Here is a 23,716-nt window from a genome sequence, read left to right on the forward strand (position 1 = left end):
CACGACGACGAAGGGACTCGCATGCAGGAGCTCCGACTCGTCGCGGTGAGTGAGGACGGGACCTATCTCGTGCTGGCGACAGCCGGCCGAGGCACCCGGTTCACGCTGCCCGTCGACGACCGGCTCCGTGCTGCCGTCCGCGGCAACTTCTCCCGTCTCGGCCAGTACGAGATCGAAGTGGAGAGTCCGTTGCGCCCCAAGGAGATCCAGGCCCGGATCCGTGCCGGCGAGACCGCGGAGGAGATCGCCGCCACGGCGGGAATCCCGGTCGAGCGCGTGCGGTGGTTCGAGGGCCCCGTACTCCAGGAACGTGAGTACATGGCTCAGCAGGCGCAACGCTGCGCCGTACGGCTGCCGGGCGACTCCGCTCCCGGTCCCACCCTCGGCGACCTGGTCGCCGAGCGGCTGACCCGTCGCGGCGTGCCCGCCGACGAGATCGACTGGGACTCCGCCAAGCGGGACGACAACCTGTGGCGGATCAAGCTCGGTTTCGTCTGGAACGGCCACAGCCGCCACGCTGAGTGGATCTTCGATCCGCGCCGGCGCCACATCACGCCGCACGACGACGAGGCCATGCGCCTGTCCTCGGGCGACTACGTCGAGCCGGTCGAAGACTCCACGGTCACGCCGTTCGTGCCGCGCGTGGCCAAGCTCGCACCGGTGCCGCCGCTCGCACCCGAGCCGCTGAACCAGCCTCCGGTGTCCTTCCCCTCGGTGGTACGGCAGCAGGAGCCGCAGACCCCGCCCCTGCCCGAGGCTCCGGCGGCCCACGCCCAGCCGGAGGCTCCGGCGGTCTACGAGCATCCGCCGATGCCGCCGATCCCGGAAGGATTCGAGGCCCCGAGGCCGACGGTGCCACCGCTGCGCGCGCCGAGCCCGGTCCCCTACGAGCCGGTCAGGGTCGCGGAGCCGGTCAGGACACCCGAATCGGCGTCGGCCGCCTCCGAGCCCGTTCCGCTGGGCACGGCGCCCGAGCCCCTCACCCAGGCCCGGGCCCCGGAAACGGCCAGGGCACCCGAACCCGTCGCGCCTGCCGCGACCGCCGAGCCCGCGCCCGAGCAGGTCGTGGTGAAGGTTCCGGGGGTCGTCGAGATCCCGGAGGCTCCCCAGACCGCCCCCGCCGTGGCCGAGGTCACGCCCGAGCCGGTCAAGGTGAAGCCCGAGCCCGCCCTGGAGCGGTCTCCCGCTCCCGAGGCGGCGGGCACCGTGCCCGAGGCGAAGGCGACCCCCGTGACGGAGCCGGAACCCGTCCCGGAAACGCCGATAGCGGTCCCCGCGGCACGCCGGCCCCAGGCCGGGCAGCCCAGGGAGGATGCGCCCGCGGACACGGGGGCGGCCAAGGAGGCCGTGGCCGACAAAGTGGCCGACAAACCCGTGGAGCCACCGAAGCCGGCCCCGACGCGACCGGCGAAGAAGGCGCGGGGACGGCGTGCCTCGGTGCCGACCTGGGACGAGATCATGTTCGGCGCCCGCCGCCAGGACTGACCGCACCGCGAGAACCGAGAGCGTCGCGAGAGGCGGGGGTGACCGGCTATCCGGTCGCCCCCGCCTCGCCGTATGTGGAGGTCAGCCGTACGGGGAGGTCATTCGGCGGCGTCGGCCGAGATGAACGGGGTGAGCCAGCCGGGGGTGACCTCGGCGGCGAAGGCCACGCCCTCGGCCTCTCCGACGTCGAGCGCGGCGTATCCCCCCGTTCCCGCCCCCACCCCGGCGATCACGGTCAGCAGGCCGGCGCGCCGCTGGAACCAGGTCTGGCGCAGCGTCCAGCCGACCACCGCCCGTTCCTCCACCACGGCCTGGGAGCGGCGCAGCGACCCCGACCGGACCGACAGGCGCGCCCCGTCGTAGGCGTGGCCGAGAGACCGGTAGCGGTCGAGGCCGAGCGGGATGCCCAGCGCCGCGAGGATCGCGGCCGGCACCGCGAGCCCCCACCAGAGCGGAGACCACGTCAGGGCCGCCCACGCCGCGCCGGCGGCGACCACCAGCCACGGGAAGATCGCCCGGAACAGCCGGCGCCTGCGCGCCGCCACCGGATGGGCCCGCAGCCCGGTGGTGATCGGGCCGATCGCCTCACTCACCACGTCGAGCACGATGGCGCGCGGCGCCACGGGCATCAGCTGCCCTCGGGTCTCCGAGTCGCCCAGACCGGTCACGATCGCCCACGCGCGGGCGACCCCCGCCCAGCGCTCGACCAGGCCCTCGACCAGCTCGAACCCGCGCACCCTGCGCCGCTCCAGTGACACGCTCCTGCGCGTGAGCAGGCCACGCTCGGCGATGAGGTAGCCCTCCCTGGCCCGCAGGGTGAAGTTCCAGTTGAACACCCCGTACATGACCTCGCCGACGATCGGCATGGCGAGGACCAGCAGCACCAGGGCGCCGACGAGGGCGGGAGGATGCTCCAAGAGCCACTCCCCCGCGTCCACCACGATCCGCTTGTCGACCCTGAACTCCGTGCCCCACTGGAACAGCACGCCCACGGCACCCGCCGCCAGCGCGAACGGGGTCAGCAGGTAGGAGCCCGACAGCGGCCCGTACAGAAGCCACTTGCGCGGCAGCACGAAGAACACCCGCTCGGGGGTCGTCTCGCCGACCTCGTGACGGCCCGCCGGGGGAACCGCCGCCTCGGGCGGGGCGGCGGGGACGGAGGGAAGCCCCGTGACGGCCTCGGTCACCGCCGCCCGGAGACCGGGCTCCGTGGCCGCCGAAGCGGCTCCGCGCGCCTGGGCGCGCCGCGCCATCCGGGCGCGGGCGTGCCAGAGCAGCACGGCTTTGAGCCGCTCCGCCTCGGCGACGGTCACCCCGTCGAGCTCACCCTCCTGCTTGTCGTCGCCGCCCGCCCCGGTGTCGATCCTGAGCACCGCGATGCCGAGCAGGCGGTGCAACGGGGGGTTGCTGACGTCGACGCCGCGGATCCGCTCCAGCGGGATCGTCCGCACCGACCTGCTGACCAGTGCCCGGGTGAGCTCCAGCCTGTCGTCGATCACCTGGTAGGTGAAGGTGGCCCAGCGGAGGGCGGCGTAGACGACCGAACCGGCGACGCCGAAGGCCGCCCACCCGAACGAACTCGGCGAGAACCCGCCGAGGAACAGGACGCCGACCAGTGGCAGGAGGAGCGAGGGCAGCATCCGGATCGGATCCGTCAGCAGCACTTTGGGGCTGAGCCGCAGCGGCGGGCCGACCGGCGGCAGGCCGTACGCCTGATCGCCGGGTCCGCCCCGCGGATCCGGGTCCGGTACGGGCGGCGAGGCCCATGGCCCACCCTCCGGGCCCCGCTGTACGGCCCGCGGATCGCCGGCGGGGCGCCGGCCGGGACCGGACCCCTCCTCGGCGCCTTCCGGCCCCTGCCGTACGGCCTGCGGGCCCGGCAGGGGGTCTTCGGAGGGCGTCTCGGGACGCCGGTGCCCGGGAACGCCTGGGTGCTCGGGAGGCTCGGTCACGTCGCGTCGTCTCTCAGCTCCTCGGCCCGCCGGGCGAGCCCCTCGGCCAGGGCCGCGGCGACGCCGTAGTCGAGGCCTCTGATGGTCGACGACCCCGCGTGGGATGCGGTACGGATCTCGACCGTGGCCAGACCCAGCACCCGCTCCAGCGTGCCCTGCGCCTTGTCCACCGTCTGGATCCGGCTGACCGGGACGAACGTCCACTCCCTGTCGATCCATCCGGAGCGCGCGTAGACCACGTCGCCGCTGAACTCCCACCGGTGCACGGCGTAGCGCCAGAACGGCTCGACGATCGCCGCCGGCACGACGAGCACCCCCACCACCACCGGCAGCCACCAGATGTTGTCGACCACCCAGCCGGGCAGCCAGGACCACCGGTCACCGTCGATCCACCGGGCCAGCAGGAAAGCGCCGCCGACCAGGATGACGGCCCAGAACAGCTGCTCCACCAGCCACAGCGCGACGGCCTTGCGGGAGACCGGGTTGGCCGGGTCGCGCAACGGGACACGGCCGGGTCCGGTGGACCGCCCGTCGCGCCCGCCCACGCGGCCTGCCGGGATCCCGCTCGTGGCATCCCTGTGCTCATCGGCTTGGTCGCTCACGCTGCCAGCCTAAACGGTCATGACCCGGCGGACGGCCCGCCGTGTCAGCCATCTGTCAGCGGGACGCCTCCCGCGTCAGCTCGGGCTCAGGGATGTGTCAGCGGGGCGGTCCATTCTGGGGCGGGATGACGAGAAAGGTGTCGAACATGCAATACGCCATTCAGGCGGAGGGCCTGGTGAAGCGTTATGGGGAGACCCGCGCACTCGATGGCGTGGATCTCGCCGTGCCCCAGGGACGCCTGCTCGGCGTGCTGGGGCCGAACGGGGCGGGCAAGACCACCGCCGTGCGGATTCTGGCGACGCTGCTGCGGCCCGACGAGGGCACGGCCTCGATCGGCGGTTTCGACGTGACGGGACAGGCCCACCAGGTGCGGTCGCTGATCGGCCTCACGGGGCAGTACGCCGGGGTCGACGAGACGCTCACCGGCGTGGAGAACCTGGTGATGATCGGCCGCCTGCTCGGCCTGTCGCGGACCGGTGCCAGGTCGAGGGCCGCCGAGCTGCTGGAGCGGTTCGAGCTGACCCACGCCGGAGGCCGGGCGGCCAAGACCTATTCGGGCGGCATGCGGCGCCGCCTCGACCTGGCGGCCAGCCTGGTCGGGCGACCGCAGGTGCTGTTCCTCGACGAGCCGACCACCGGTCTCGACCCGCGCAGCCGTACGGAGCTGTGGAGCGTGGTGCGCGATCTGATGGCCGACGGGGTGACGGTGCTGCTCACCACCCAGTACCTGGAGGAGGCCGACCAGCTCGCCGACGACATCGTGGTGTTCGACCACGGCAGGGTGATCGCCTCGGGCACCTCCGACGAGCTGAAGGCGACCACGGGCGCGCAAATCTTGGAGGTGCGGCCGCTCCAGGCCGGTCATGTCGATCTGGTCGCCAAGGTCGTCGCCGACGTCACCGGCGAGAGCCCCGACCTGGGCGGCGGGAAGGTCATGGCGGCCGTGCGCGACCCCGCGGTGGTGCCGGTGGTCGTGAGGAGGCTGGACGACCTCGGGATCGTCGCCTCCGAGCTCTCCCTGCGCAAGTCCAGCCTCGACGAGGTGTTCCTGGCCCTGACCGGCCACCCCGCCGAGGACGAACCCGCCGACGCCAAGGAAGAGGCCTTCGCGTGACCACGATGACCGCCCCCGCCCCGGTGGCCCTGACCGGGAGGGTCAGCCCGGCCGCGGGGTTCCGCCAGACGATGACGCTCGCCTGGCGCAGTCTGGTGCAGATCAAGCACAACCCGATGGAGCTGCTCGACCTGAGCGTGCAGCCGGTGATGTTCCTGCTGCTGTTCACCTACGTGTTCGGCGGCGCCATCGCCGGGAGCACCGGAGACTACCTGCAGTTCGCGCTGCCCGGCCTGATCGTGCAGAACGCGTTGTTCGCCACGTTGACGACCGCGATCGGCCTCAACACCGACATCACCAAGGGTGTCTTCGACCGGCTGCGCAGCCTGCCGATCGCCCGTACGGCGCCGCTGGCCGGACGGATCATCGCCGACACCGCCAAGCAGCTCTGGGCGCTGTTCCTGTTCCTCGGGATCGGCACGATCCTCGGCTTCCGGGTCCAGACCGGGGTGGCCGGCGTGCTGGGGGCGGTGGCCCTGCTGCTGGCCTTCGCCCTGGCGATGTCCTGGATGTCGGTGCTCATCGGCCTGAAGGCCAAGGACCCGGAGAAGGTGCAGATCTTCGGCTTCTCCCTGATGATGCCGTTGACCTTCACCAGCAACGCGTTCGTGCCGAGCGACACGATGCCCGGGTGGCTGCAGGTGTGGGTGGACGTCAACCCGGTGACCCAGCTCGCCGACGCCGTCCGGGGACTGCTGAACGGCGGCGAGGTCGCCGGACCGGCGCTCACCTCCATGCTCTGGGCGGTCGCGCTGGTGGTGGTCTTCGCCCCCCTGGCGATCCACGCCTTCCGGCGCCGGGCCTAGTGTGTCGGGATCGAAATAGGGGAACGGCGGTCCGGCCGCCGTGAGAACAGGTGACGACGAGAACCGAGGTGATTGCGTGCTGATGGTCCACGGCGGCTGGGTGGACGGACGGTTGGGGGTCTGGGCGGAGGACACCGCCCGGCCCCCCGATTCCGCCCCCGTTTCGCGCGCCGCGCTCCGCCCTCATCCGTTCGCCGCCTCCGCGGACATGCTGGCCGCCGCCCTCGGCGCGGCCACCGCGGGCGAGGCGGCTTCCGGAGAGGCCTTCATGAGTGCCGTTGCCGGGGCCGAAAGACGCGAGCTGACCCTGCGGCTTCCCGGCTCGGCCAGAGGGCCGCTGCCGTCGCCCGAGTCAGGCCTGGCGAGTCCGGTGCGGAGCCCGAAGATCTCCGCCTGGCACGTCCCGGCGCTGCTGTTCCGCCCTGCCGAGGCGCTCCTCCTGCTCGACTCGCTGTCCGGCATGGACTTCGGCGCGGGCTCGTCCGGTTTCGACTCCGGCGACGTGCGTGCCGGCGGGCTCGAATGGGGGCCCGGTCTCTCCCTCCGCTATCTCGCCGTGCTCGCCGAGCACGCGTGGGATCTGGTGCGGCGCGGGCGGATCCTGCCCCAGCTCGTCGTGGAGGACGACAAGCATGCGGCTCGCTGGCGGCCCGTGCTCACCGGCGCGGACCTGGCCGCGTTCCGCGACCTCGCCGCCGCGATGCCACCGGTCTGCAGGGCGGTGCCCGAGGAGCGGCCGTCGGCGGAGGTACTGCACGAGGCGCTGAACGGCCTGGTCGACGGCGCGGCCCGGCGGTCGCTGCCCGATCGCCTGATCGTCGGCGGCCGGCCGAGGCTCAAGACGGCGCTGGCCGATCGCTGGCTTTACGGACTGACCGCCGAGAACGCCTCGTTGCCGGGCGCGAAGCCCGCCGAAGCGGCGGCGCTCGGTGCCGCCCTGCACGACTGGTTCGTCGCGGCGCACGGGCTGGACGGGCCGGTCCGGGCCTGTTTCCGGCTGGTCGAGCCCGCGGAGGAGGGCGGCCCGTGGAGGGTGGAGTTCGGTCTCGCCCCGGCCGCCGTCCCCAACCGCTCCGCCGCCGCCCATGCGGAGCCGGGCGAGCCGGACTACCTGTCCGCCGACCGGATCCGGGCCGGGGAACGGGCCTCCTGGCTGCCCGAACGGCCCGAGGAGGTTCTCCGCGCCGACCTGGGCCGTGCCGTCCGCCTCCATCCCGATCTCCACATCGCGCTGCGCGACCCCGAACCGTCGAGTCTCTCGGTCGAGACGGCCTGGGCGTTCTCCTTCCTGCGCAACGGCGCGCCCGTGCTCGCGGCCGCCGGGTACGGCGTGCGGCTCCCCGCCTGGGCGGGACGCCAGGGCCTGGGGCTGAAGCTGACCACGCGCACGATCACCGGTGAGGGGTTCGGCCTGGACCGGCGGGTGAGCGTCCGGCTGGATGTGGCCATCGGCGACCACACGATCAGCCGGGAGGAACTGGCCGAGCTGGCCGAGCTCAGGATTCCCCTGGTCCAGGTCAGGGGCCAGTGGGTCGAACTGGACGACCGGCAACTCAAGGAGGCGCTGAAGGTCGTCGAGCGGCGGGGCGGCGACGAGAGGACCGTCGGCGAGGTGATCCGCGAGGTCGTGGACGGCGGCGACGAAGAGCTGCCGCTGGTCGCGGTGGACGCCGACGGCCCCCTCGGCGATCTCCTCTCCGGCGAGGCCGAGCGCCGCCTCACCCCGGTCGGCGCGCCCCGGGACCTGAAGGGGACGCTGCGCCCCTACCAGGAGCGTGGCCTGTCGTGGCTGAGCTTCCTGTCCGGGCTGGGCCTCGGCGGTGTCCTCGCCGACGACATGGGGCTCGGCAAGACCATATCCACCCTCTCCCTGCTGCTGTCCGAACGCGAGAACGGCACGCCCGGGCCGACACTGCTGGTCTGCCCGATGTCGCTGGTCGGCAACTGGCAGAAGGAGGCGGCCCGGTTCGCCCCCTCGCTGCGGGTCTACGTCCACCACGGCGGAACGCGCAAGCGGGACGACGAGCTGGCCGCGGCCGTGCGGGAGGCCGATCTGGTCGTGACCACGTACGGCACGGCGCTGCGGGACCTGGGAGCGCTGGCGGCCCTGGAGTGGGACAGGGTGGTCTGCGACGAGGCCCAGGCGATCAAGAACAGCGCGGCACAGCAGTCCCGGGCGATGCGCTTCATTCCGGCCCGCACCCGGCTGGCGCTGACCGGCACCCCCGTGGAGAACCACCTCTCCGAGCTCTGGTCGATCATGGAGTTCTGCAACCCCGGCCTGCTCGGCCCGGCCAAGCGCTTCCGAAAGCGCTACCAGGAGCCGATCGAGGCGCGAGGCGACGAGGACGCCACCAGGGCGCTGAAGCGGGCTACCGGGCCGTTCGTGCTGCGGCGCCTCAAGACCGACCGGTCGATCATCTCCGATCTGCCGGAGAAGCTGGAGATGAAGGTCTGGTGCACGCTCACCCAGGAGCAGGCGGAGCTGTACAAGGCCGTGGTGAACGACATGCTGGACAAGATCGACCGTTCCGAGGGAATCGAGCGGCGCGGCAACGTGCTGGCCACGATGACCCGGCTCAAGCAGATCTGCAACCACCCTGTCCACCTGCTCAGGGACGGCTCGCGGCTGGCCGGCAGGTCGGGGAAGCTGGCCCGGCTGGAGGAGCTGGCCGAGGAGATCACCGACGAGGGCGACAAGGCTCTCGTCTTCACCCAGTACGCCGAGTTCGGCTCTCTCCTGCAGCCCTACCTGGCCGCCCACCTGGACCGGCCGGTGCTGTGGCTGCACGGCGGGCTGACCAAGCACAAACGTGAGGAGCTGGTGGAACGGTTCCAGCGCGACGACGAGCCGATGCTGTTCCTGCTGTCGCTGAAGGCGGCCGGAACCGGCCTGAACCTGACCGCCGCGAACCACGTGATCCACGTGGACCGGTGGTGGAACCCCGCGGTGGAGGACCAGGCGACCGACCGAGCCTTCCGGATCGGCCAGACGAAGAATGTCCAGGTCAGAAAGTTCATCTGTGTGGACACCCTGGAGGAGCGGATCGACGAGATGATCGAGCGGAAGAAGTCGCTCGCCGAGAGCGTGGTCGGCACCGGAGAAGACTGGATCGCCGGCCTGTCCACCGAGCAGCTGCGTGAGCTGTTCCGGCTCGGCCCCGGGGCGGTGAGCTGACATGACCCACGACCACGACCACGACCACGACGTGACGTCCCCGGCCGGGCAGGGTCAGGTGACGGCCGAGGAGGCGGACGTGTCGTTCGACGAGCGGCTGGCCGACTTCTACGCCCCCGCCGTCTCGCTGAACCGGCTGCGGCCGCGGCCTGGCGCCGCGACGGCCCCCGCGGACCTGCTGCTGCGGGCGCTGGAACCGCCGCCGGTCAAGGTCCGGCACATCCCGCTCATCGACCTGCTCAGGAGGCCCTACCGGGAACTGGGCGACGACTAGGGTGCGGGAGGCACGTCCCCGGCCGCCAGGGCGATGACCTCCTCGCGGGACAGGGCACGGCCGCGCTCGTACCACCGGAGATATTCCTCCCGGCTGAGCGCGGCCGTCGCGCGGTCGGTGATCCGCACGTGGTCGAAGTCGACCACCGCGTCGATGCCCCGGGCCGTGGCGGCCCCGCCGAGAAGCATGGCCGCCCTGTCCGGGGCACCGTCCGCCAGCATCAGCGCGGCGAAGCCGATCAGCGCCAGGCCGAGCATGGTCGCCTCCCCGGTCGCCTCCGCCTGTTCCAGCGCGGAGCCGAGCAGCCTCCGGGCGCGGGGCAGGTCGCCTTCCTGCTCGGCCAGCAGTCCCAGCGACGCGTTCAGCAGCGCCCGCGGATGCGGCACGACGCCGGGGGTCTCATCGATCATGCGCATGGCGTCGGCGTAGTGGCGCCTGGCCTCGTCCAGCTCGCCGTCCTCGCGGGCGAAGTCGCCCCGGGCGCTGAGCAGGTTCATCGCGGTGACCCGGTCCCCGTTCTGGACGGCCCTGCGAAGGGTCTCCTCCAGGATCTTCTCGGCCGCCGCCCGATCTCCGGCGAGGTTGAGCCCGAGCGCGAGACGGCTGCGCATGTAGGCGACCTCGTCGGCCGCGCCCATCTCCTTCAGCAGGGCGATGGCCTCGTGCATCTTCTCCAGCGCCCGTTTCGGTTCGCCGTGGAGGAGGTCCGCGTCCGCGAGGGCGGCCAGCACGTTGCCGACGCCCCAGCGGTCACCGACCTCCTGGAAGCCCCGCATGGCGATCGCCAGCTCCGTCCCGCTCTCGGAGATACGGCCCGCCGCCATGTGCGCGAACCCCTGGAACAGATGAGCCGAGGCGACCACCCAGGGGTCGGGGTGGGTGAGCATCTCACCCAGAGAGGGGTCGTCGTTCCCGGACTGGCCGCCGAACACCGCGACGACCGGCCCCGCCATCGCGACCATCGGGTGCCAGGGCCGGGGCAGCCTCTCTTCGGCCAGCCGTACCACCTCGGACAGCTCGGCCCGCGCCGTGTCGAGTTCGATCCCGGCGCCCACCGCGTTGGACCCGTAGGCCGCGCGGGCCAGGGAGAGCGCCCCGGGGTCGGCGTCGTCTCCGGCGAGCCGGAGCACCTCGCGCGCGCGACGGGCGCCCTCGGCCCGGTAGCCGCTCAGCCACCAGTACCACCCCAGGGCGCCGACCAGCCGCAGCGCCAGGTCGGCCCTGGCCACCTCGACGGTCCAGCGCAACGCGGCCGACAGGTTGTCGTGCTCGGCGGCCATCTCGGTGACTGCTGCGATCTGCCGGCGGTCGCGGAGTTCGGGGTCGGACCTTTCCGCCAGCTCGGTGAAGAACGTCGCGTGTGCCAGCCGTACGCGCCCCTGCTCGCCCGACTCGGCCAGCCGCTCGGCCGCGTAGGCGCGAATGGTCTCCAGCATCCGGTAGCGGACGGCGCTGCCGTGGTCGTCGGCCGCCAGCAGGGATTTGTCCACCAGCCGGGCCAGCACGTCGAGCACGTCGGCGGCGTCCAGGCCGTGCCCTGCGCAGACCCGCTCGACGCAGTCGAGGGCGGCGCCCCCGGCGAAGACGGACAGGCGGCGGGCGAGCGTCCGCTCCTGCTCGTCCAGCAGGTCCCAGCTCCACCCGACCACCGCGCGGAGCGTCTGGTGGCGGGGCAGCGCCGTACGGCTGCCGCCGGTCAGCAGGCGGAAGCGGTCGTCGAGCCGGTCCGCGATCTGCTCGGCTGACAGCGAGCGGAGACGGGCGGCCGCGAGCTCGATGGCGAGCGGCATGCCGTCGAGCTCACGGCAGATCCGCACGACCGCGGCGGCCTCGCCCGCGGGCCGGTAACCGGGACGGACGGCCTCGGCGCGTTCGGCGAACAGGCGCACGGCCGGGTAGCCGAGGGCCTCTCGCGGATCGCCGTCGCCGGGTGGAAGGCCCAGCGGCGGCACCGGCCAGGCCGTCTCGCCGGTGATGCCGAGCGGTTCGCGGCTGGTGGCCAGGATCCGCACCTCCGGACAGCTCCCGAGCACCTGGTCGGCGAGCGTCGCCGCCGCCTCGATCACGTGCTCGCAGTTGTCCAGGACGATCAGCAGCCGTTTCCCGGCGAGGCTCGCGCTCAGGCGGGTCAGCGGGTCACGGGCGGTGGGCACGGGGATCCCGCCGGGCGCGGAGGAACGTGCCGGCGCGGGGACGTCACGCAGCTCCAGCGCCGAGAACACGGCCTGCGGGACCTCGGACGGCTCGGCCACCGGGGCGAGCTCGACCAGCCACGTCCCGTCGGGCATCCGGCCGGCGATCGCCTCGGCCGACTCGATCGCCAGCCTGGTCTTGCCCGCACCGCCGGGGCCGAGCAGGGTGACCAGCCGGTGGGCGGCGAGGAGCTCGGCCGTTCGGGCCATGTCGCGCTCCCTGCCGACGAAGCTGGTGAGCCTGGCCCGCAGGTTTCCCCGCCGCGGAACCGGAACCTCGGCGGGTGACGGGATCCCGGCGGATGACGGAACCTCGGCGGGTGACGGGACCCCGGCGGGTGACGGAACCTCAGTGGAGGGCGGGAGCCGTACGGCGGCGCCCTCGGCCCACTCCCGGCGCAGCATCGACAGGTGGAGGGCGACCAGTTCGGGTGAGGGATCCGCGCCGAGCTCGTCGGCGAAGGCCGCGCGGGCGTCCTCGTAGGAGGCCAGGGCCTCGACCTGGCGGCCCGAGCCGTACAGAGCGCGCATGAGCTGACCTCGGAGCCGCTCGCGCAGCGGGTGGGCGGTGATCAGCGCGGGCAGCTCGGCGGCCACCTCTGCGTGCCGCCCGAGCAGCAGGTCGGCCTCGACGCGGTCTTCGACGGTGGCCAGGCGGAGCGTGTCCAGCCTGGTGATCGCGGCGGCGACGGCGTCGTTTCCCGCCAGGTCGGCCAGGGCGGGCCCGCGCCAGAGCCCGAGCGCGGCGCGGAACGCGGTCGCGGCGTCGGCCGGGGCGCCCGCCGCCAGGGCCGCGCGGCCCTCGGCGGCCAGCCGGGCGAACCGGTGGGCGTCCACCCGGTCGGGATCGACGGCCAGCCGGTAGCCGGCGGCGTCGGCCTCGACGAGCCCCCGCCGATCGGCCAGCGTGGCCCGCAGCCGGGAGACCAGGGCCTGCAGCGCGTTTCCGACCGCGTTCGGAGGGCGCTCCTCCCACACCCCGGCAACCAGCCGGTCGATCGGCACGACCCGGCCGGCGTCGAGGAGAAGCAGGCCGAGGAGGGTGCGCAGACGTTGCCCGGCGATCTCCACAGCCTCGTCACCACGGCGAATCTCCAGGGGGCCGAGAATGGTGAAGCTGATCTCGGTGTCCAACCTCACCCCCTCCACGCTTTGATTCTGTCCGATTACCGAGTATTTCCGCGCCATGGAACCTCGCGATCCGGTCTGCGCATCTTCCAGACCCGCGTAGCATCATCGGGCATGGGGCAGCCGAATACGTCTACGCACCGCCCGCGGCAGGCCGTCGGAACGGCACTCGCCGCGGCGTTCGTCGTCGTTTCCTCAGGCTGTGGGATAGTGAGCAACTCCGCCTCCGCCGATCGGCTGCAGCTGAAGCCGATCAGCGTCTCCAGCCCCCTGCTGCGGGACGGCGCTCCTCTGCCCTCCGACTACTCGTGCAGGGGTTCGGCCGGTAACCCGCCGCTGCGCTGGTCGGGGGTGCCGGAAAGCGCGAAGTCCGTCGCGATCGTGGCCGACAGCAACTCACGCACCGGTGGCGAGGTGAACTGGGTCGTGTTCGACATCGACCCGCGCACCAACGAACTGGCTGAGAACAGTGTGCCCGTGGGAGCCGTGGAGGGAAGCACGACAAGCGGCAAGGTGGGCTACGCCTCCCCATGCCGCGCCCAGGAGAACTATCGTTTCACTGTCTACGCGCTCAACGCCAAGGTCCATCTCCACAAGGGCGCCCCCCTCAGCGAGACCTTGAAGAGCATCGCGGACAAAACGATCGCCTGGGGACGAATCACCACGGCGCACATCGAGTGACATGCCAAACACCGGAGGTAGTAATGGTTACCGAATCTTCACTTAGGGTGTGACAACGCTCATAGTGGTCCGACACAATCAGATCCAATGTCCGAGCGCAGGTGATGCAAGGGGGCAGGTCGCGTCGATGGCCGCGCGACCTCACCGGCGCCGCTGGAAGGCCATGGCCTTGAGGGTGGTGCAATGATCGCGGTCATAGTGAGCCTGGTCGCCGTCGTGCTCCTCGTGCTCGTCGTCGTGGCACTGGGAATGCGGTCGATGAACCGCAGGGAGAGCGCGCTCCCGGCGGAGCGCCTGCGGGAGATGGCCGAGAAAGAGGCGCAGACGCCTACCGTGTCCATCGACGACTTCGCGACGCGCGAGCCGAAGATGACCCACTACTCCCCCGACCTGACCCCGTTCGACGAGCCGAAGCCGCCGCGCCCCCCGCGCCCGGCGGGTGCACGCGGCAAGCGCGGCGTCACCGAGTTCGGCGAGACCGACGACTACGACGACGACTACTGGACACGCCTCCAGGCCGACGACGGCGGTTTCGGCGGATCCCTGGCAGCCCGGATGGGCACGAGCCGTCCCCTTCCCGCCGATCACGACCAGCCCGGCCAGCCTCCCCGGGTGGACGCCGACGCGGTGACCATGCAGGCGCCGCTGCCGGTCAGGCAGCCGCCCCGGCCCGCCCCGGCTCCCGACCCCGAGCCCGCCATCGCCTCGGCCTCCCTGCCGTCGGGCCTGTCCGACCTGACCGGTCCGGTCCAGCCGAACCCGGCTCCCACCGCCGCCGCGCTCGCCGAGCAGAAGACCGTCACCTTCGCGGCCCCCACGCCCGGCACCTTCCCCGAAGCCCGCACCCCGCGGTCGAGTTCCCGCCGGAGCAGCCGCGCCGCCGCCGGCGGCGCCTCCTCCCGCGCCACGAGCGGCGGTGTCCCCTCCCGCGCTCCGGGTGGCGGTGCCCCCTCCCGGCCCGACCCGTTGAGCGACCCGCTGGGCGGCTCCTACCCGCGCGGCGCGGGCCCGGCGACCGCCGGCGGCCCGGCGCCCGCGACCGGCGGTACGCGCGGCTCCGACCCCGGCAACAGGCCGATGCCCCCGATGGGCCCCACGACCAGCGGCGGCTTCCCCGCCGCGCCGAGCACGAACCCGTCGGCGGCGCCGTACGGCACCGCGAACGAACCTCCCAAGGACATCTCCGACAACCCCTGGGCGCGGGCCACGTCTCCGACCTCCGGAGGCTGGCCGGCCGCGCCCACCGCCGACATACTCGACGACCCGGCCCCGTCCTACGACTCGTACCAGATGCCGGTGTACAGCGCCCCGCCCACCGCCTCCTACGAGGTGAGTTCCGGCTGGGCCACGATCGACGAGGACACGGTCACCGGCCCGAGCCCGGCGGTCTCGACCCCGACCGGTCCCTCCCGGACCGTCTCCCCCTACGACGACCGCACGGTCGACACGCGGTCGGGTTCCATGCAGGGCGGCGGCTACGGCTATGAGACCAACCGGCACACCCCGGCGTCCCCCGCCGCCTGGCCGGAGCCCACGCCCGGCGGCGGTGACGGCGCCGGCGGGAGCTGGCCGGGCTACAGCACCGGTTCCGCCGCCACCCCCGACGAGCAGGGCCACGCGGGATCGCGAGGCGGCCGCCGCCGGGTGCAGGAGCCGGACTACCCCGACTATTACCGCTGATTTCCTTCTCCCTCCGTAAAGGCCTCCGATAACGGCTTAACCAGCGAGAGCTGGACGCATAAGGTCTGTCCCATGGGGACGGACACGAAGAGTGACACAAACTTCACAAAAAGTAACATTGCCTCCGTGCTGCGGCACGACCTGCCCGCCTCCCTGGTGGTCTTCCTGGTGGCGGTGCCCCTCTCGCTGGGCATCGCGGTCGCCTCGGGAGCACCGCTGGCGGCCGGGCTCGTCGCCGCCGTGGTGGGCGGTGTGGTGGCGGGTTACCTGGGCGGCTCGGCCGTCCAGGTAAGCGGACCCGCCGCCGGGCTCTCGCTGGTGGTCGCGGAGCTGGTCACGACGTACGGCTGGCGCGCCACCTGCATGATCACCTTCCTCGCGGGCGCACTGCAACTCCTCCTGGGGGTGTTCCGGGTCGCCCGTGCGGCGCTGGCGGTCTCCCCCGCCGTGGTGCACGGCATGCTCGCCGGGGTCGGCGTGGTGATCGCCCTGTCCCAGTTACACGTGGTGCTCGGCGGCAGCCCGCAACGGTCCGCGATCGAGAACCTGGTGGAGCTGCCCCAGCAGATCATCGACAACCACAACCACGCGGTCTTCACCGGCCTGCTCACCGTCGCGGTCCTGGTGGGCTGGACCCGGCTGCCGCAGCGGCTCCGGATCGTCCCGGCACCGCTGGCGGCCCTGTTCGTCGCCTCGGCGACCGCCGGGGTGCTCGACTGGAACATCACCCAGGTCGACCTCTCCCAGAGCCTGGGCGAGTGGGCCGCACCGGCCTGGCCGAAGGGCGACTGGCACGGCATCAGCGCGGCGGTGCTGCTCGTGGCCCTGCTGGCCGGGGTGGAGTCCCTGCTCTGCTCCGTGGCCACCGACAAACTGCACGACGGCAGACGGTCCGACCTGGACAGGGAACTCACCGCCCAGGGCGTGGCCAACATGGTGACCGGCGCGCTGGGCGGCCTGCCCGTGGCCGGGGTGATCGTGCGCAGCACCACCAACGTCCGCGCCGGGGCCCGCAGCCGCTGGTCCGCGATCATGCACGGCGTGTGGATCCTGGTCTTCGCCGTCTGGCTGGGATGGATGATCAAGCTCATCCCGATGCCGGCGCTGGCGGCGCTGCTCGTCTTCATCGGCGTCCAGATGGTCAACATGGGGCATCTGCGCAACCTGCGCGGTCACAGCGAGGTGCCGGTCTACGTCGTCACCATGGCCGGGGTCGTGCTGCTCGGCCTCGCCGAAGGCGTGCTGTTCGGTCTCGGCCTCGCCGCCCTGTCGGCGCTGCGCCGTCTCACCTGGGTCACCGTACGGGCCACGCCCGAGGCCGACGGCCGCTGGCACGTGCTGATCGCCGGCTCGCTGACCTTCCTCGGCGTGCCCAGGCTCACCTCGGAGCTCCACGCCATCCCGGCCGGAGCGGCCGTGGAGCTCGACCTGAACATCGACTTCATGGACAACGCGGCCTTCGAGGCCATCCACGCCTGGCGGCACAACCACGAGCGCGGCGGCGGCACCGTGGACATCGACGAGATCCACGACGAGTGGTACTCCATGGCCGCGAGCGGCGCCCGGATGTTCCCGGCCAAGACCCCTCCCCGGGCGCCGGACCGCTGGTGGCTGCCCTGGGCCCACCGGCGGCGCAGCCGGCCCCGGCCGGCGCCCGCGAGCCTCCCGGTGATCCCGGCCCAGCACACTCCGGGAGGGAGCAGCCCCGCCGTACCGGATCTACTCGCGGGCGCCCGGGAGTTCCACCGCCGCACGGCCCCGCTGATCCGCCCGTTCCTGCACGCGATGGCCCGCAAGCAGGAGCCCTCGCACCTGTTCATCACCTGTGCGGACTCGCGGATCGTGCCGAATCTGATCACCGCCAGCGGGCCCGGTGACCTGTTCACCCTCCGCAACATCGGCAATCTGATCCCCCGCTGGGGCTCGGTGCCCGCTGACGACTCGGTGGCGGCCGCGATCGAGTACGCGACCCGGGCGCTCAACATCCGGACCATCACGGTCTGCGGCCACTCCGGTTGCGGAGCCATGGCCGCGCTGCTCGGCGGCGGCGAGAAGACGTCCGACCTGCCCGCGCTCGGCCGCTGGCTGCGCCATGGCAACCACACCCTGGCCCGGTTCGTCGCCACCGAGAGCGACGGCACCGACTGCGGCCCGCTGGACCGCCTCTGCCGGGTCAACGTGATCCAGCAGCTGGAGAATCTGCGGACCTACCCCCAGGTGGACCAGCTCGTCCGCGCGGGGCGCCTGCAGCTGGTGGGCCTCTACTTCGACATCGGCACGGCCCGGGTCCACGTCCTCGAACAGCCGCCGGTCACCGCCAGTCCGCTCTGAGCGGACGGCTTGCGCCAGGGGTGAAAGCGCATGGCCCCGTTCCCGAGGAAGGCGAACAATGAAGCGCCATGAGAACTTTGATCATCGGCGGCTCCGTCTTCCTCGGCCGGGCGGTCCTCGAGGAGGCGCTGCGGCGCGGGCATGAGGTCACGACCTTCAACCGAGGCCGGAGCGGGGCCGACCTGCCCGGTGTCGAAGTGGTCCGGGGCGACCGCGAGGTGGCCGAGGACCTGGCGCGTCTGGCCGACGGCCGGGAGTGGGACGCGGTCGTCGACGTCTGCGGGTACGTCCCCCGGGTCGTCGGCGAGTCGGTGCGCGCGCTCAACGGCAGGGCGGCCACCTACTCGTTCGTCTCCAGCATCTCGGCCTGCTCCGCCTGGCCGGAAACGACGGGAGCCGACGAGAGCTCGCCCCGGTTCGAATGCGCCCCGGACGCCGGGCCCGGCGACGGCGACTACGGCACGCTCAAGGCGGGCTGCGAGCGTGCCGTGGAGCAGGGCTTCGACGGCAACGTCCTGATCATCGAGCCGGGTCTCATCCTCGGCCCGCACGAGGACGTCGGCCGCCTGCCCTGGTGGCTCACCCGGATCGCCCGGGGCGGGCAGGTCCTCGCCCCGGGCGACCCGGACGTGGCGATGCAGGTCATCGACGCCCGCGACATCGCCGCCTTCACCCTGGACCAGGCCGAGGCGGGGACCGACGACCGCTTCTTCACCACCGCGGCCCCGGGCAACATCACCTACGGTGACTGGCTGGCCGAGTGCCGCGCGGTGACGGGCTCGGACGCGGAGTTCGTCTGGGTGAAGGACCGGTTCCTGCTCGACCGGGAGGTCGGGCCGTGGGTCGAGCTGCCGCTCTGGGCTCCGGAGGGTCCCGACCTGGCCGGGATCTGGCTGACTTCGTCCGCGAAGGCCATCGCGGCCGGGCTGCGCTGCCGTCCCGTCGCCGAGACCGTCCGCGACACCTGGGCCTGGCTGCGCGACATCCCCGTGGAGGAGCGCTCCTTCGGCAAACACGGCATCGATCCGGAGAAGGAGACCCGGATCCTCGCCGAGTGGGCATAGAGAACCGGCTCGACCGGCCCAGTCAGCTCGATCGGCTCATCGGCCGGGGATCCGCCCGGGTGCGGGGGCGGATCCCCGGCCTCGACGACGGAGCCGCCTGCCGGGCCCGTGGCGCCGCGTGCGGCTCTTTTCTGGCAGGCTATGTGATCGCCGGAAAGTAGGAGAAAGACATGGTTACCGACGTGGAGAGCGCGGCGGCCCGGTTCGCCGAGCCGGCCGGGGGACGACCCGTCGGAGCCGGAGGAGACGCACGATGAGTTCACTGTCCGTCCCTGGGCCCCTGGTCACCGTCGACTGGCTCGCGGAGCGGCTGGGCCATCCCGACCTGGTGGTGCTCGATGCCAGCGTGGGCAGCCATCGCGGTGAGGAACCGCGGATCCCGGGTGCGCGGCTCTTCGACATCGACGGGGCGATGTCCGACCAGTCGAGCCCGTTGCCCCACACGATGCCCGGCGCGGAGCGCTTCACGCAGGAGATGCGCGCGCTCGGGGTGAACGACGACAGCACCGTCGTGGTCTACGACGGCGCCGGCATCTACTCCAGCGCCCGCGCGTGGTGGATGCTGCGGGCGATGGGTTTCGACCGGGTCGGCGTGCTCGACGGCGGCATGCCCGCCTGGGTCGCCGCCGGGCTGCCCCGGCAGCCCTCCGGGGTGGAGGAGCCTTCGCCCGGAGACTTCACGGCGAGGCCGCGCGAGGGGCTGATCGTCGGCAGCGACGTGGTGACGGCGGCGCTGCCGGACGCCGCCGTGGCGGTGCTCGACGCCCGTACCCGGGAGCGCTTCACGGGGCGGGCCGAGGAGCCACGGCCGGGGCTGCGGGGCGGGCACATGCCCGGGGCGATGAACCTGCCGTTCGGCGACCTCCAGGTGGACGGCCGCATGCGTCCCACCGGCGAGCTCCGGGCCCTCTTCTCCGACCTCGCCGGACAGCGTGAGCGACTGGTCTTCAGCTGCGGCTCAGGGGTCACCGCCTGCGTCCTGGCGCTGGGGGCCGAGCTGGCCGGGTACCGTGACCTCTCCGTCTATGACGGATCGTGGAGCGAGTGGGGGCTTCCCTCCGACCTGCCCGTGGTGACGGGCTGAATCGAGGGGGCGGTGTTCCTCCTCCAGGTGAACGCGTCATTGCAAGGAGTCCCAAGCCATCTGCAAGCCTGCTGGCCTATCCCTTGGTGCGTAGAAGTTCCAGCACCTCCGGGAGAGAAACTCATGCGTGGCGATCTTCGCTTCCTGCTCGGGCTCACCACCGCCGCCGCTCTGGCGTTCGGCCTGCCGACGGCCGCGACGGCGGCCGTCGTCCCGGGCGTCGTCCCGGGCGTCTCGGTGGCGTCCGTCGCGACGGCCGGATCGGCCTCGGCCGAGACCTGGCACTGGGGGCCGACGGCCTCCTCCGACACGAAAGGCTGGGCGGGCGGCGTCGTCCGGAGCACCGGCTCCGGTTTACGGATCTCCGGCGACCTGTACGACGGCGCGGGTGCGCGCACCTGCTCGTGGCTGAAGATCAAGTGGCTTACGGACAGGGGCAAGTATCGCACCGCGACCTTCAAGAACTGCTCGCAGTCGGAGACCCTCGCCTTCCGGGTGAACGCCGGATACATGTTGTCTTCCGAGGCCAAGGTCTGCCGGGGCACCTCCACCGGGATCACCGGCAAATGCTCCGCCTGGGAAGGCCTCTGGTCCCAGGCCGGCTGAGCAGGTCACCGGACGGCTGAGCAGGTCACCGGACGGCTGAGCGGGGACGGACGGCTGAGCGGGCGGCCGGGCGACGGACGGGCTGGGGCCGGCGAAAACCAATGGACGGGCCGATCGAGTGGTGGAATAGTCCCCGGCGTGATCGCGACTGCCACTTCCCTGCCCGTCTCACTGGCTGATGGTCTCATCCTGAGAGAGGCACGCCCCGCGGACCTGGAGCAGATCAGCACGCTCCTCGCCGAAAGAGGCGAGGAGCCCGACGCCCTCGATCACCGGCTGGTCGTGACGGACCCCGACGCCGGCTGGTCCGCCTGCGCCGTGGTGGTCGACGGCGATCGGGTCGTCTCCACCGCGACGCTCCTCGACGAGGAGCTGCGCATCGGCGACGTACGGCTCCCGGCGGGCCAGATCGAGCTGGTCGCCACCGACCGGGAGTACGAAGGGCGCGGGCTCGTGCGAGCGCTCATGCGGTGGGCGCACGACCGCTCCGCCGCCCGGGGCCATGTCCTGCAGATAATGATCGGAATCCCGTACTTCTACCGGCTGTTCGGCTACGAGTACACCATCGACATACCGCCCGCACCGGTCATGCGCACCGTACCGGCCGGCGACGGGGCACCGGCGCTACGGGCCGCCCGGCCTTCGGACATCCCGGCGATGGCGGCGCTGCAGGACATGGCGCAGAGCCGGTTCGACGTGGCGATGCCCCACTCGGCTGCGTGCTGGCGGTGGCTGCTGGCCCACGAGGCGAGCACCACCTGGGTGGTGGAGCGCGACGACACCGTCGTCGCCACCGGGCGCACCACGCCGCCGGACGACGAGATTCTCCTGGCCGAGGCCGCCGCGCTCGACGAGGCGGCGGCGCGGGAGCTGCTCCGCGGTGTCGCCGCCCTCGCCCCTGGCGGGCAGGTGCAGGTCGTCGAGCGGGCGGGCACGGTGGCCGCGGCGGCGTGGCACGGGTTTCTCGCCGATGAGCGACGGACGGAGGCGGAGCAGTACTACATCCGCGTCCCGGACGTGGCGGCGTTGCTGGACCGGCTGCGGCCGGTGCTGTGGCACCGCCTCGTGACGGCCGAAGTCGACCGCGCCGGCAAGGACATCGTCATCTCCGCCTTCCGCGCCCACTACCGGATCCCGGTCGGCGCCGACGGCCTCGGCGCGGTCACCGTCGGCGGTGCGATGCAGGGGCCCGGAGCCGTGGGCGGCGCCGGGGTGGCCCCCGACCACCTTCCCGCGCTGCTGTTCGGCCCGCACGGGATCGACGGGCTGTCCCGGATCCGGCCCGACGTCTATCCCGGCCCCGACGACGAGCTGTTCCAGGCGCTCTTCCCGCCGCTCACCGCCGACGTGCTCAGCTACTACCTGCCGTACTAGGGTCACGGCCCGGAATCCGCCGGCGCGAACCGGTCGGCAGCCGCGCTCGACTCAGGGCGCAGCGGGAAGTGGCAGGCCACCTGGTGCGCGTCGCCCACCAGCGGCGGCTCGATCTCGCAGATCTGCTCGGCGAGGGGGCACCGCGTCCGGAACCGGCACCCTGTGGGTGGATTCAGCGCGCTGGGCAGCTCGCCACGAATGGTGATGCTCTCGCGCGGCGCGAGGCCGGGATCGGCGGAGGGGACGGCGTCGATCAGGGCCTGGGTGTAGGGGTGCCGGGCGGCCCTGACCACATCGTGGGCGGGACCGACCTCGACGAGCTTGCCCAGATACATGACGCCGATCCGGTCCGACATGTAGTCGACCACGGACAGGTCATGGCTGATGAACACGTACGCCAGCCCCAGCTCGTGCTGCAGGTCCCGCATGAGGTTGAGCACCTGCGCCTGGATCGACACGTCGAGCGCGCTCACCGGCTCGTCACCGACGATGAGCCGGGGCTGCAGGGCCAGCGACCGGGCCAGCCCGATGCGCTGGAGCTGGCCGCCGGAGAACTCGTGGGGGTAACGCTCCAGAACCCGCCGCGACAGGCCCACCTGGTCCAGCAGCGCCGCGACGCGGGCCCGGCGCGTGGACGGGTCGCCCACCTGCTGGATCTCCAGCGGCTCGGCGAGGATGGCGTCGATCCGCATCCGCGGGTTCATCGCCGCGTAGCTGTCCTGGAACATCAGCTGGACCTGCCGGTGCATCCGGCGGCGTGCGCGCCGGTCCAGGGTGGCGATGTCGGTGCCGTCGAGGACGATCTGCCCGCCGGTCGGCTCCTCCAGCCCGACGATCAGCCGGCCCACGGTGGACTTGCCGCACCCGGACTCGCCCACGAGCCCGAAGGTCTCACCCGGGCGGACGTCGAACGACACCCCGGCCACGGCGCTCACCTGCCCCGACACCCGTCGCAGCGCCCCGCCGACCGTCGCCTCATAGTTCTTGACCAGCCCGCGGATCGACAGGATCGCCTCCGGCGCCGGTGCGGACGGCTCGGACGGCGGCGGCGTGAGCGGCACAGGTGCCGGCTCGGACGGTTCCGGTGGCCGGGAGGCGGCCCCGGCCGTCCGGACGGCCGGGACGGCGGCCTGGACGACCGGGTGCAGGCACGCGTGCCGGTGCTCGTCGTCCGACAGGGTCACCTCCGTGGTACGGCACTCCTGCGAGGCGAACCGGCAGCGAGGAGCGAACCGGCAGCCGGTCAGCGGCCGGGACAGGTCCGGCGGCAGGCCCGGAATGCTGTAGAGCCGCCCGCGCCCGCCGGTCTCGCGGGTCGCCGACTCCGGAAGCGCCTCCATGAGAGCCTCGGTGTAGCGGTGCCGAGGCGACCGGAACAGCTCCGCGGTCGTCGCGGACTCCACCACCCGGCCGGCGTACATGACCGCGACCCGGTCGGCACGGTTGGCGATCACTCCCAGGTCGTGGGTGACGAGGATGACGGCCATCCCGAACTCCTCGCGCAGGTCGTCGATGAGTTCGAGGATCTGGCGCTGCGTGGTCACGTCGAGCGCCGTCGTCGGCTCGTCGGCGATGAGCAGGCGCGGGGAGCAGATGAGCGCCATGGCGATGACGACCCGCTGGCGCATCCCCCCGGAGAGCTGGTGCGGGTAATCGTCGACGATCTTGTCCGCGCGCGGCATCCCGACCCGGCGCAGGATCTCGATGGCACGCTCTCGCGCCTGTGCCTTGCCGACCCCCTCGTGGACGCGCAGCGGTTCGGCGACCTGGGCTCCGATACGCATCGTGGGGTTGAGCGAGGTGAGCGGGTCCTGGAACACCATGCCCATCCGGACGCCACGGATCCGGCGCGCCTCCGCGGGCGGCAGGGAGCGCAGGTCGCGGCCCTCGAAGAGGATCTGCCCGTCGACGACGGCGCCGCCCGGAGGGAGGAGACCCATGACCGACAGCGCGGTCATCGTCTTGCCGCTGCCCGACTCTCCCACGATGCCGAGGGTCTGCCCCGGCCGTACCTCCAGGTTGACGTCGTCGAGGGCGTGTACGGTGCCCCGGCGCAGCGCGATGTCGGTGCTGACATGACGCAACTGCAGCAGGGGCCGGCCGTCTTCCGTTTCACCGGGCGCCTCGCGGTGCCGGACGGTCGGGTCGATCCGTGCGCTCATGT

The 23,716-nt window shown here is 72.5% G+C and carries 16 protein-coding genes; 12 read left to right on the top strand and 4 right to left on the bottom strand.

Annotated elements, in window-relative coordinates; all coding sequences use genetic code 11:
- Positions 1–21 precede the first annotated feature (21 nt).
- Positions 22–1,485, top strand: coding sequence for a septation protein SepH (gene sepH, locus ACFY2X_RS13200; protein WP_389937033.1), 1,464 nt, complete (start codon positions 22–24; stop codon positions 1,483–1,485).
- 98 nt (positions 1,486–1,583) lie between these two features.
- Here the strand turns inward: sepH and ACFY2X_RS13205 are convergent, their stop codons facing one another.
- Positions 1,584–3,437: a PH domain-containing protein gene (locus ACFY2X_RS13205; protein WP_389937037.1), complete on the bottom strand. Its 1,854-nt coding sequence runs from the start codon at positions 3,435–3,437 to the stop codon at positions 1,584–1,586.
- The gene (locus ACFY2X_RS13210) at positions 3,434–4,039 is read right to left on the bottom strand and encodes a PH domain-containing protein (protein WP_389937041.1); all 606 of its coding nucleotides are present in this window, start codon (positions 4,037–4,039) and stop codon (positions 3,434–3,436) included. Before ACFY2X_RS13210 ends, ACFY2X_RS13205 begins: the two co-directional genes overlap by 4 nt.
- 146 nt (positions 4,040–4,185) lie before the next feature.
- On the opposite strand from ACFY2X_RS13210, the gene ACFY2X_RS13215 reads away from it, so the two are divergent.
- From ACFY2X_RS13215 to ACFY2X_RS13230, 4 genes are all read left to right on the top strand, one after another.
- Entirely contained in the window at positions 4,186–5,154 is a 969-nt protein-coding gene (locus tag ACFY2X_RS13215; RefSeq protein ID WP_389937043.1) for an ATP-binding cassette domain-containing protein, read from the top strand.
- Between the two features lie 5 nt (positions 5,155–5,159).
- Positions 5,160–5,960 (top strand): ABC transporter permease, encoded by an 801-nt coding sequence (locus ACFY2X_RS13220; protein ID WP_389937678.1) that lies wholly within the window; start codon positions 5,160–5,162, stop codon positions 5,958–5,960.
- Between the two features lie 82 nt (positions 5,961–6,042).
- On the top strand, positions 6,043–9,138 hold the full coding sequence (locus ACFY2X_RS13225) for a DEAD/DEAH box helicase (RefSeq protein ID WP_389937681.1): 3,096 nt from the start codon (positions 6,043–6,045) through the stop codon (positions 9,136–9,138).
- Position 9,139: 1 nt separating this feature from the next.
- On the top strand, positions 9,140–9,412 hold the full coding sequence (locus ACFY2X_RS13230; protein WP_389937046.1) for a hypothetical protein: 273 nt from the start codon (positions 9,140–9,142) through the stop codon (positions 9,410–9,412).
- On the opposite strand, the gene ACFY2X_RS13235 is transcribed toward ACFY2X_RS13230, so the two are convergent.
- Complete coding sequence (locus tag ACFY2X_RS13235) at positions 9,409–12,753, bottom strand: BTAD domain-containing putative transcriptional regulator (RefSeq protein WP_389937049.1); 3,345 nt, start codon at positions 12,751–12,753, stop codon at positions 9,409–9,411. The two genes, ACFY2X_RS13230 and ACFY2X_RS13235, sit on opposite strands and share 4 nt — an antisense overlap.
- Before the next feature lie 93 nt (positions 12,754–12,846).
- On the opposite strand from ACFY2X_RS13235, the gene ACFY2X_RS13240 reads away from it, so the two are divergent.
- From ACFY2X_RS13240 to ACFY2X_RS13270, 7 genes are all read left to right on the top strand, one after another.
- A complete protein-coding gene (locus ACFY2X_RS13240; RefSeq protein WP_389937052.1) occupies positions 12,847–13,413 on the top strand; it encodes a YbhB/YbcL family Raf kinase inhibitor-like protein in 567 nt (188 codons plus the stop codon).
- A 183-nt stretch (positions 13,414–13,596) separates the two neighbouring features.
- Positions 13,597–15,093 carry a hypothetical protein gene (locus ACFY2X_RS13245; RefSeq protein WP_389937055.1) on the top strand — a complete coding sequence of 499 codons (1,497 nt, stop codon included), beginning with the start codon at positions 13,597–13,599 and terminating at the stop codon, positions 15,091–15,093.
- Positions 15,094–15,219: 126 nt separating this feature from the next.
- Positions 15,220–17,424 (top strand): SulP family inorganic anion transporter, encoded by a 2,205-nt coding sequence (locus ACFY2X_RS13250; protein ID WP_389937058.1) that lies wholly within the window; start codon positions 15,220–15,222, stop codon positions 17,422–17,424.
- A gap of 68 nt (positions 17,425–17,492) precedes the next feature.
- Positions 17,493–18,488, top strand: coding sequence for an NAD-dependent epimerase/dehydratase family protein (locus ACFY2X_RS13255; RefSeq protein WP_389937060.1), 996 nt, complete (start codon positions 17,493–17,495; stop codon positions 18,486–18,488).
- 253 nt (positions 18,489–18,741) lie between these two features.
- On the top strand, positions 18,742–19,572 hold the full coding sequence (locus ACFY2X_RS13260) for a sulfurtransferase (protein WP_389937063.1): 831 nt from the start codon (positions 18,742–18,744) through the stop codon (positions 19,570–19,572).
- A gap of 123 nt (positions 19,573–19,695) precedes the next feature.
- Entirely contained in the window at positions 19,696–20,178 is a 483-nt protein-coding gene (locus ACFY2X_RS13265) for a hypothetical protein (protein ID WP_389937066.1), read from the top strand.
- 138 nt (positions 20,179–20,316) lie between these two features.
- Complete coding sequence (locus tag ACFY2X_RS13270; protein ID WP_389937069.1) at positions 20,317–21,552, top strand: GNAT family N-acetyltransferase; 1,236 nt, start codon at positions 20,317–20,319, stop codon at positions 21,550–21,552.
- A 2-nt stretch (positions 21,553–21,554) separates the two neighbouring features.
- Here ACFY2X_RS13270 and ACFY2X_RS13275 read toward each other — a convergent pair whose 3' ends face one another.
- Positions 21,555–23,714 (bottom strand): dipeptide ABC transporter ATP-binding protein, encoded by a 2,160-nt coding sequence (locus ACFY2X_RS13275; protein WP_389937072.1) that lies wholly within the window; start codon positions 23,712–23,714, stop codon positions 21,555–21,557.
- Positions 23,715–23,716 lie beyond the last annotated feature (2 nt).

Source organism: Streptosporangium sp. NPDC000396 (assembly GCF_042898655.1).
Taxonomy (GTDB): Bacteria; Actinomycetota; Actinomycetes; order Streptosporangiales; family Streptosporangiaceae; genus Streptosporangium.

Excerpts from the sequence above, each read along its gene's own strand:
- ACFY2X_RS13225 (WP_389937681.1), top strand. The coding sequence starts at position 6,043 with ATGGTCCACGGCGGCTGGGTGGACGGACGGTTGGGGGTCTGGGCGGAG.
- sepH (WP_389937033.1), top strand. The coding sequence starts at position 22 with ATGCAGGAGCTCCGACTCGTCGCGGTGAGTGAGGACGGGACCTATCTC.
- ACFY2X_RS13230 (WP_389937046.1), top strand. The coding sequence starts at position 9,140 with ATGACCCACGACCACGACCACGACCACGACGTGACGTCCCCGGCCGGG.
- ACFY2X_RS13240 (WP_389937052.1), top strand. The coding sequence starts at position 12,847 with ATGGGGCAGCCGAATACGTCTACGCACCGCCCGCGGCAGGCCGTCGGA.
- ACFY2X_RS13215 (WP_389937043.1), top strand. The coding sequence starts at position 4,186 with ATGCAATACGCCATTCAGGCGGAGGGCCTGGTGAAGCGTTATGGGGAG.
- ACFY2X_RS13245 (WP_389937055.1), top strand. The coding sequence starts at position 13,597 with ATGATCGCGGTCATAGTGAGCCTGGTCGCCGTCGTGCTCCTCGTGCTC.
- ACFY2X_RS13275 (WP_389937072.1), bottom strand. The coding sequence starts at position 23,714 with ATGAGCGCACGGATCGACCCGACCGTCCGGCACCGCGAGGCGCCCGGT.
- ACFY2X_RS13260 (WP_389937063.1), top strand. The coding sequence starts at position 18,742 with ATGAGTTCACTGTCCGTCCCTGGGCCCCTGGTCACCGTCGACTGGCTC.
- ACFY2X_RS13265 (WP_389937066.1), top strand. The coding sequence starts at position 19,696 with ATGCGTGGCGATCTTCGCTTCCTGCTCGGGCTCACCACCGCCGCCGCT.
- ACFY2X_RS13220 (WP_389937678.1), top strand. The coding sequence starts at position 5,160 with ATGACCGCCCCCGCCCCGGTGGCCCTGACCGGGAGGGTCAGCCCGGCC.
- ACFY2X_RS13255 (WP_389937060.1), top strand. The coding sequence starts at position 17,493 with ATGAGAACTTTGATCATCGGCGGCTCCGTCTTCCTCGGCCGGGCGGTC.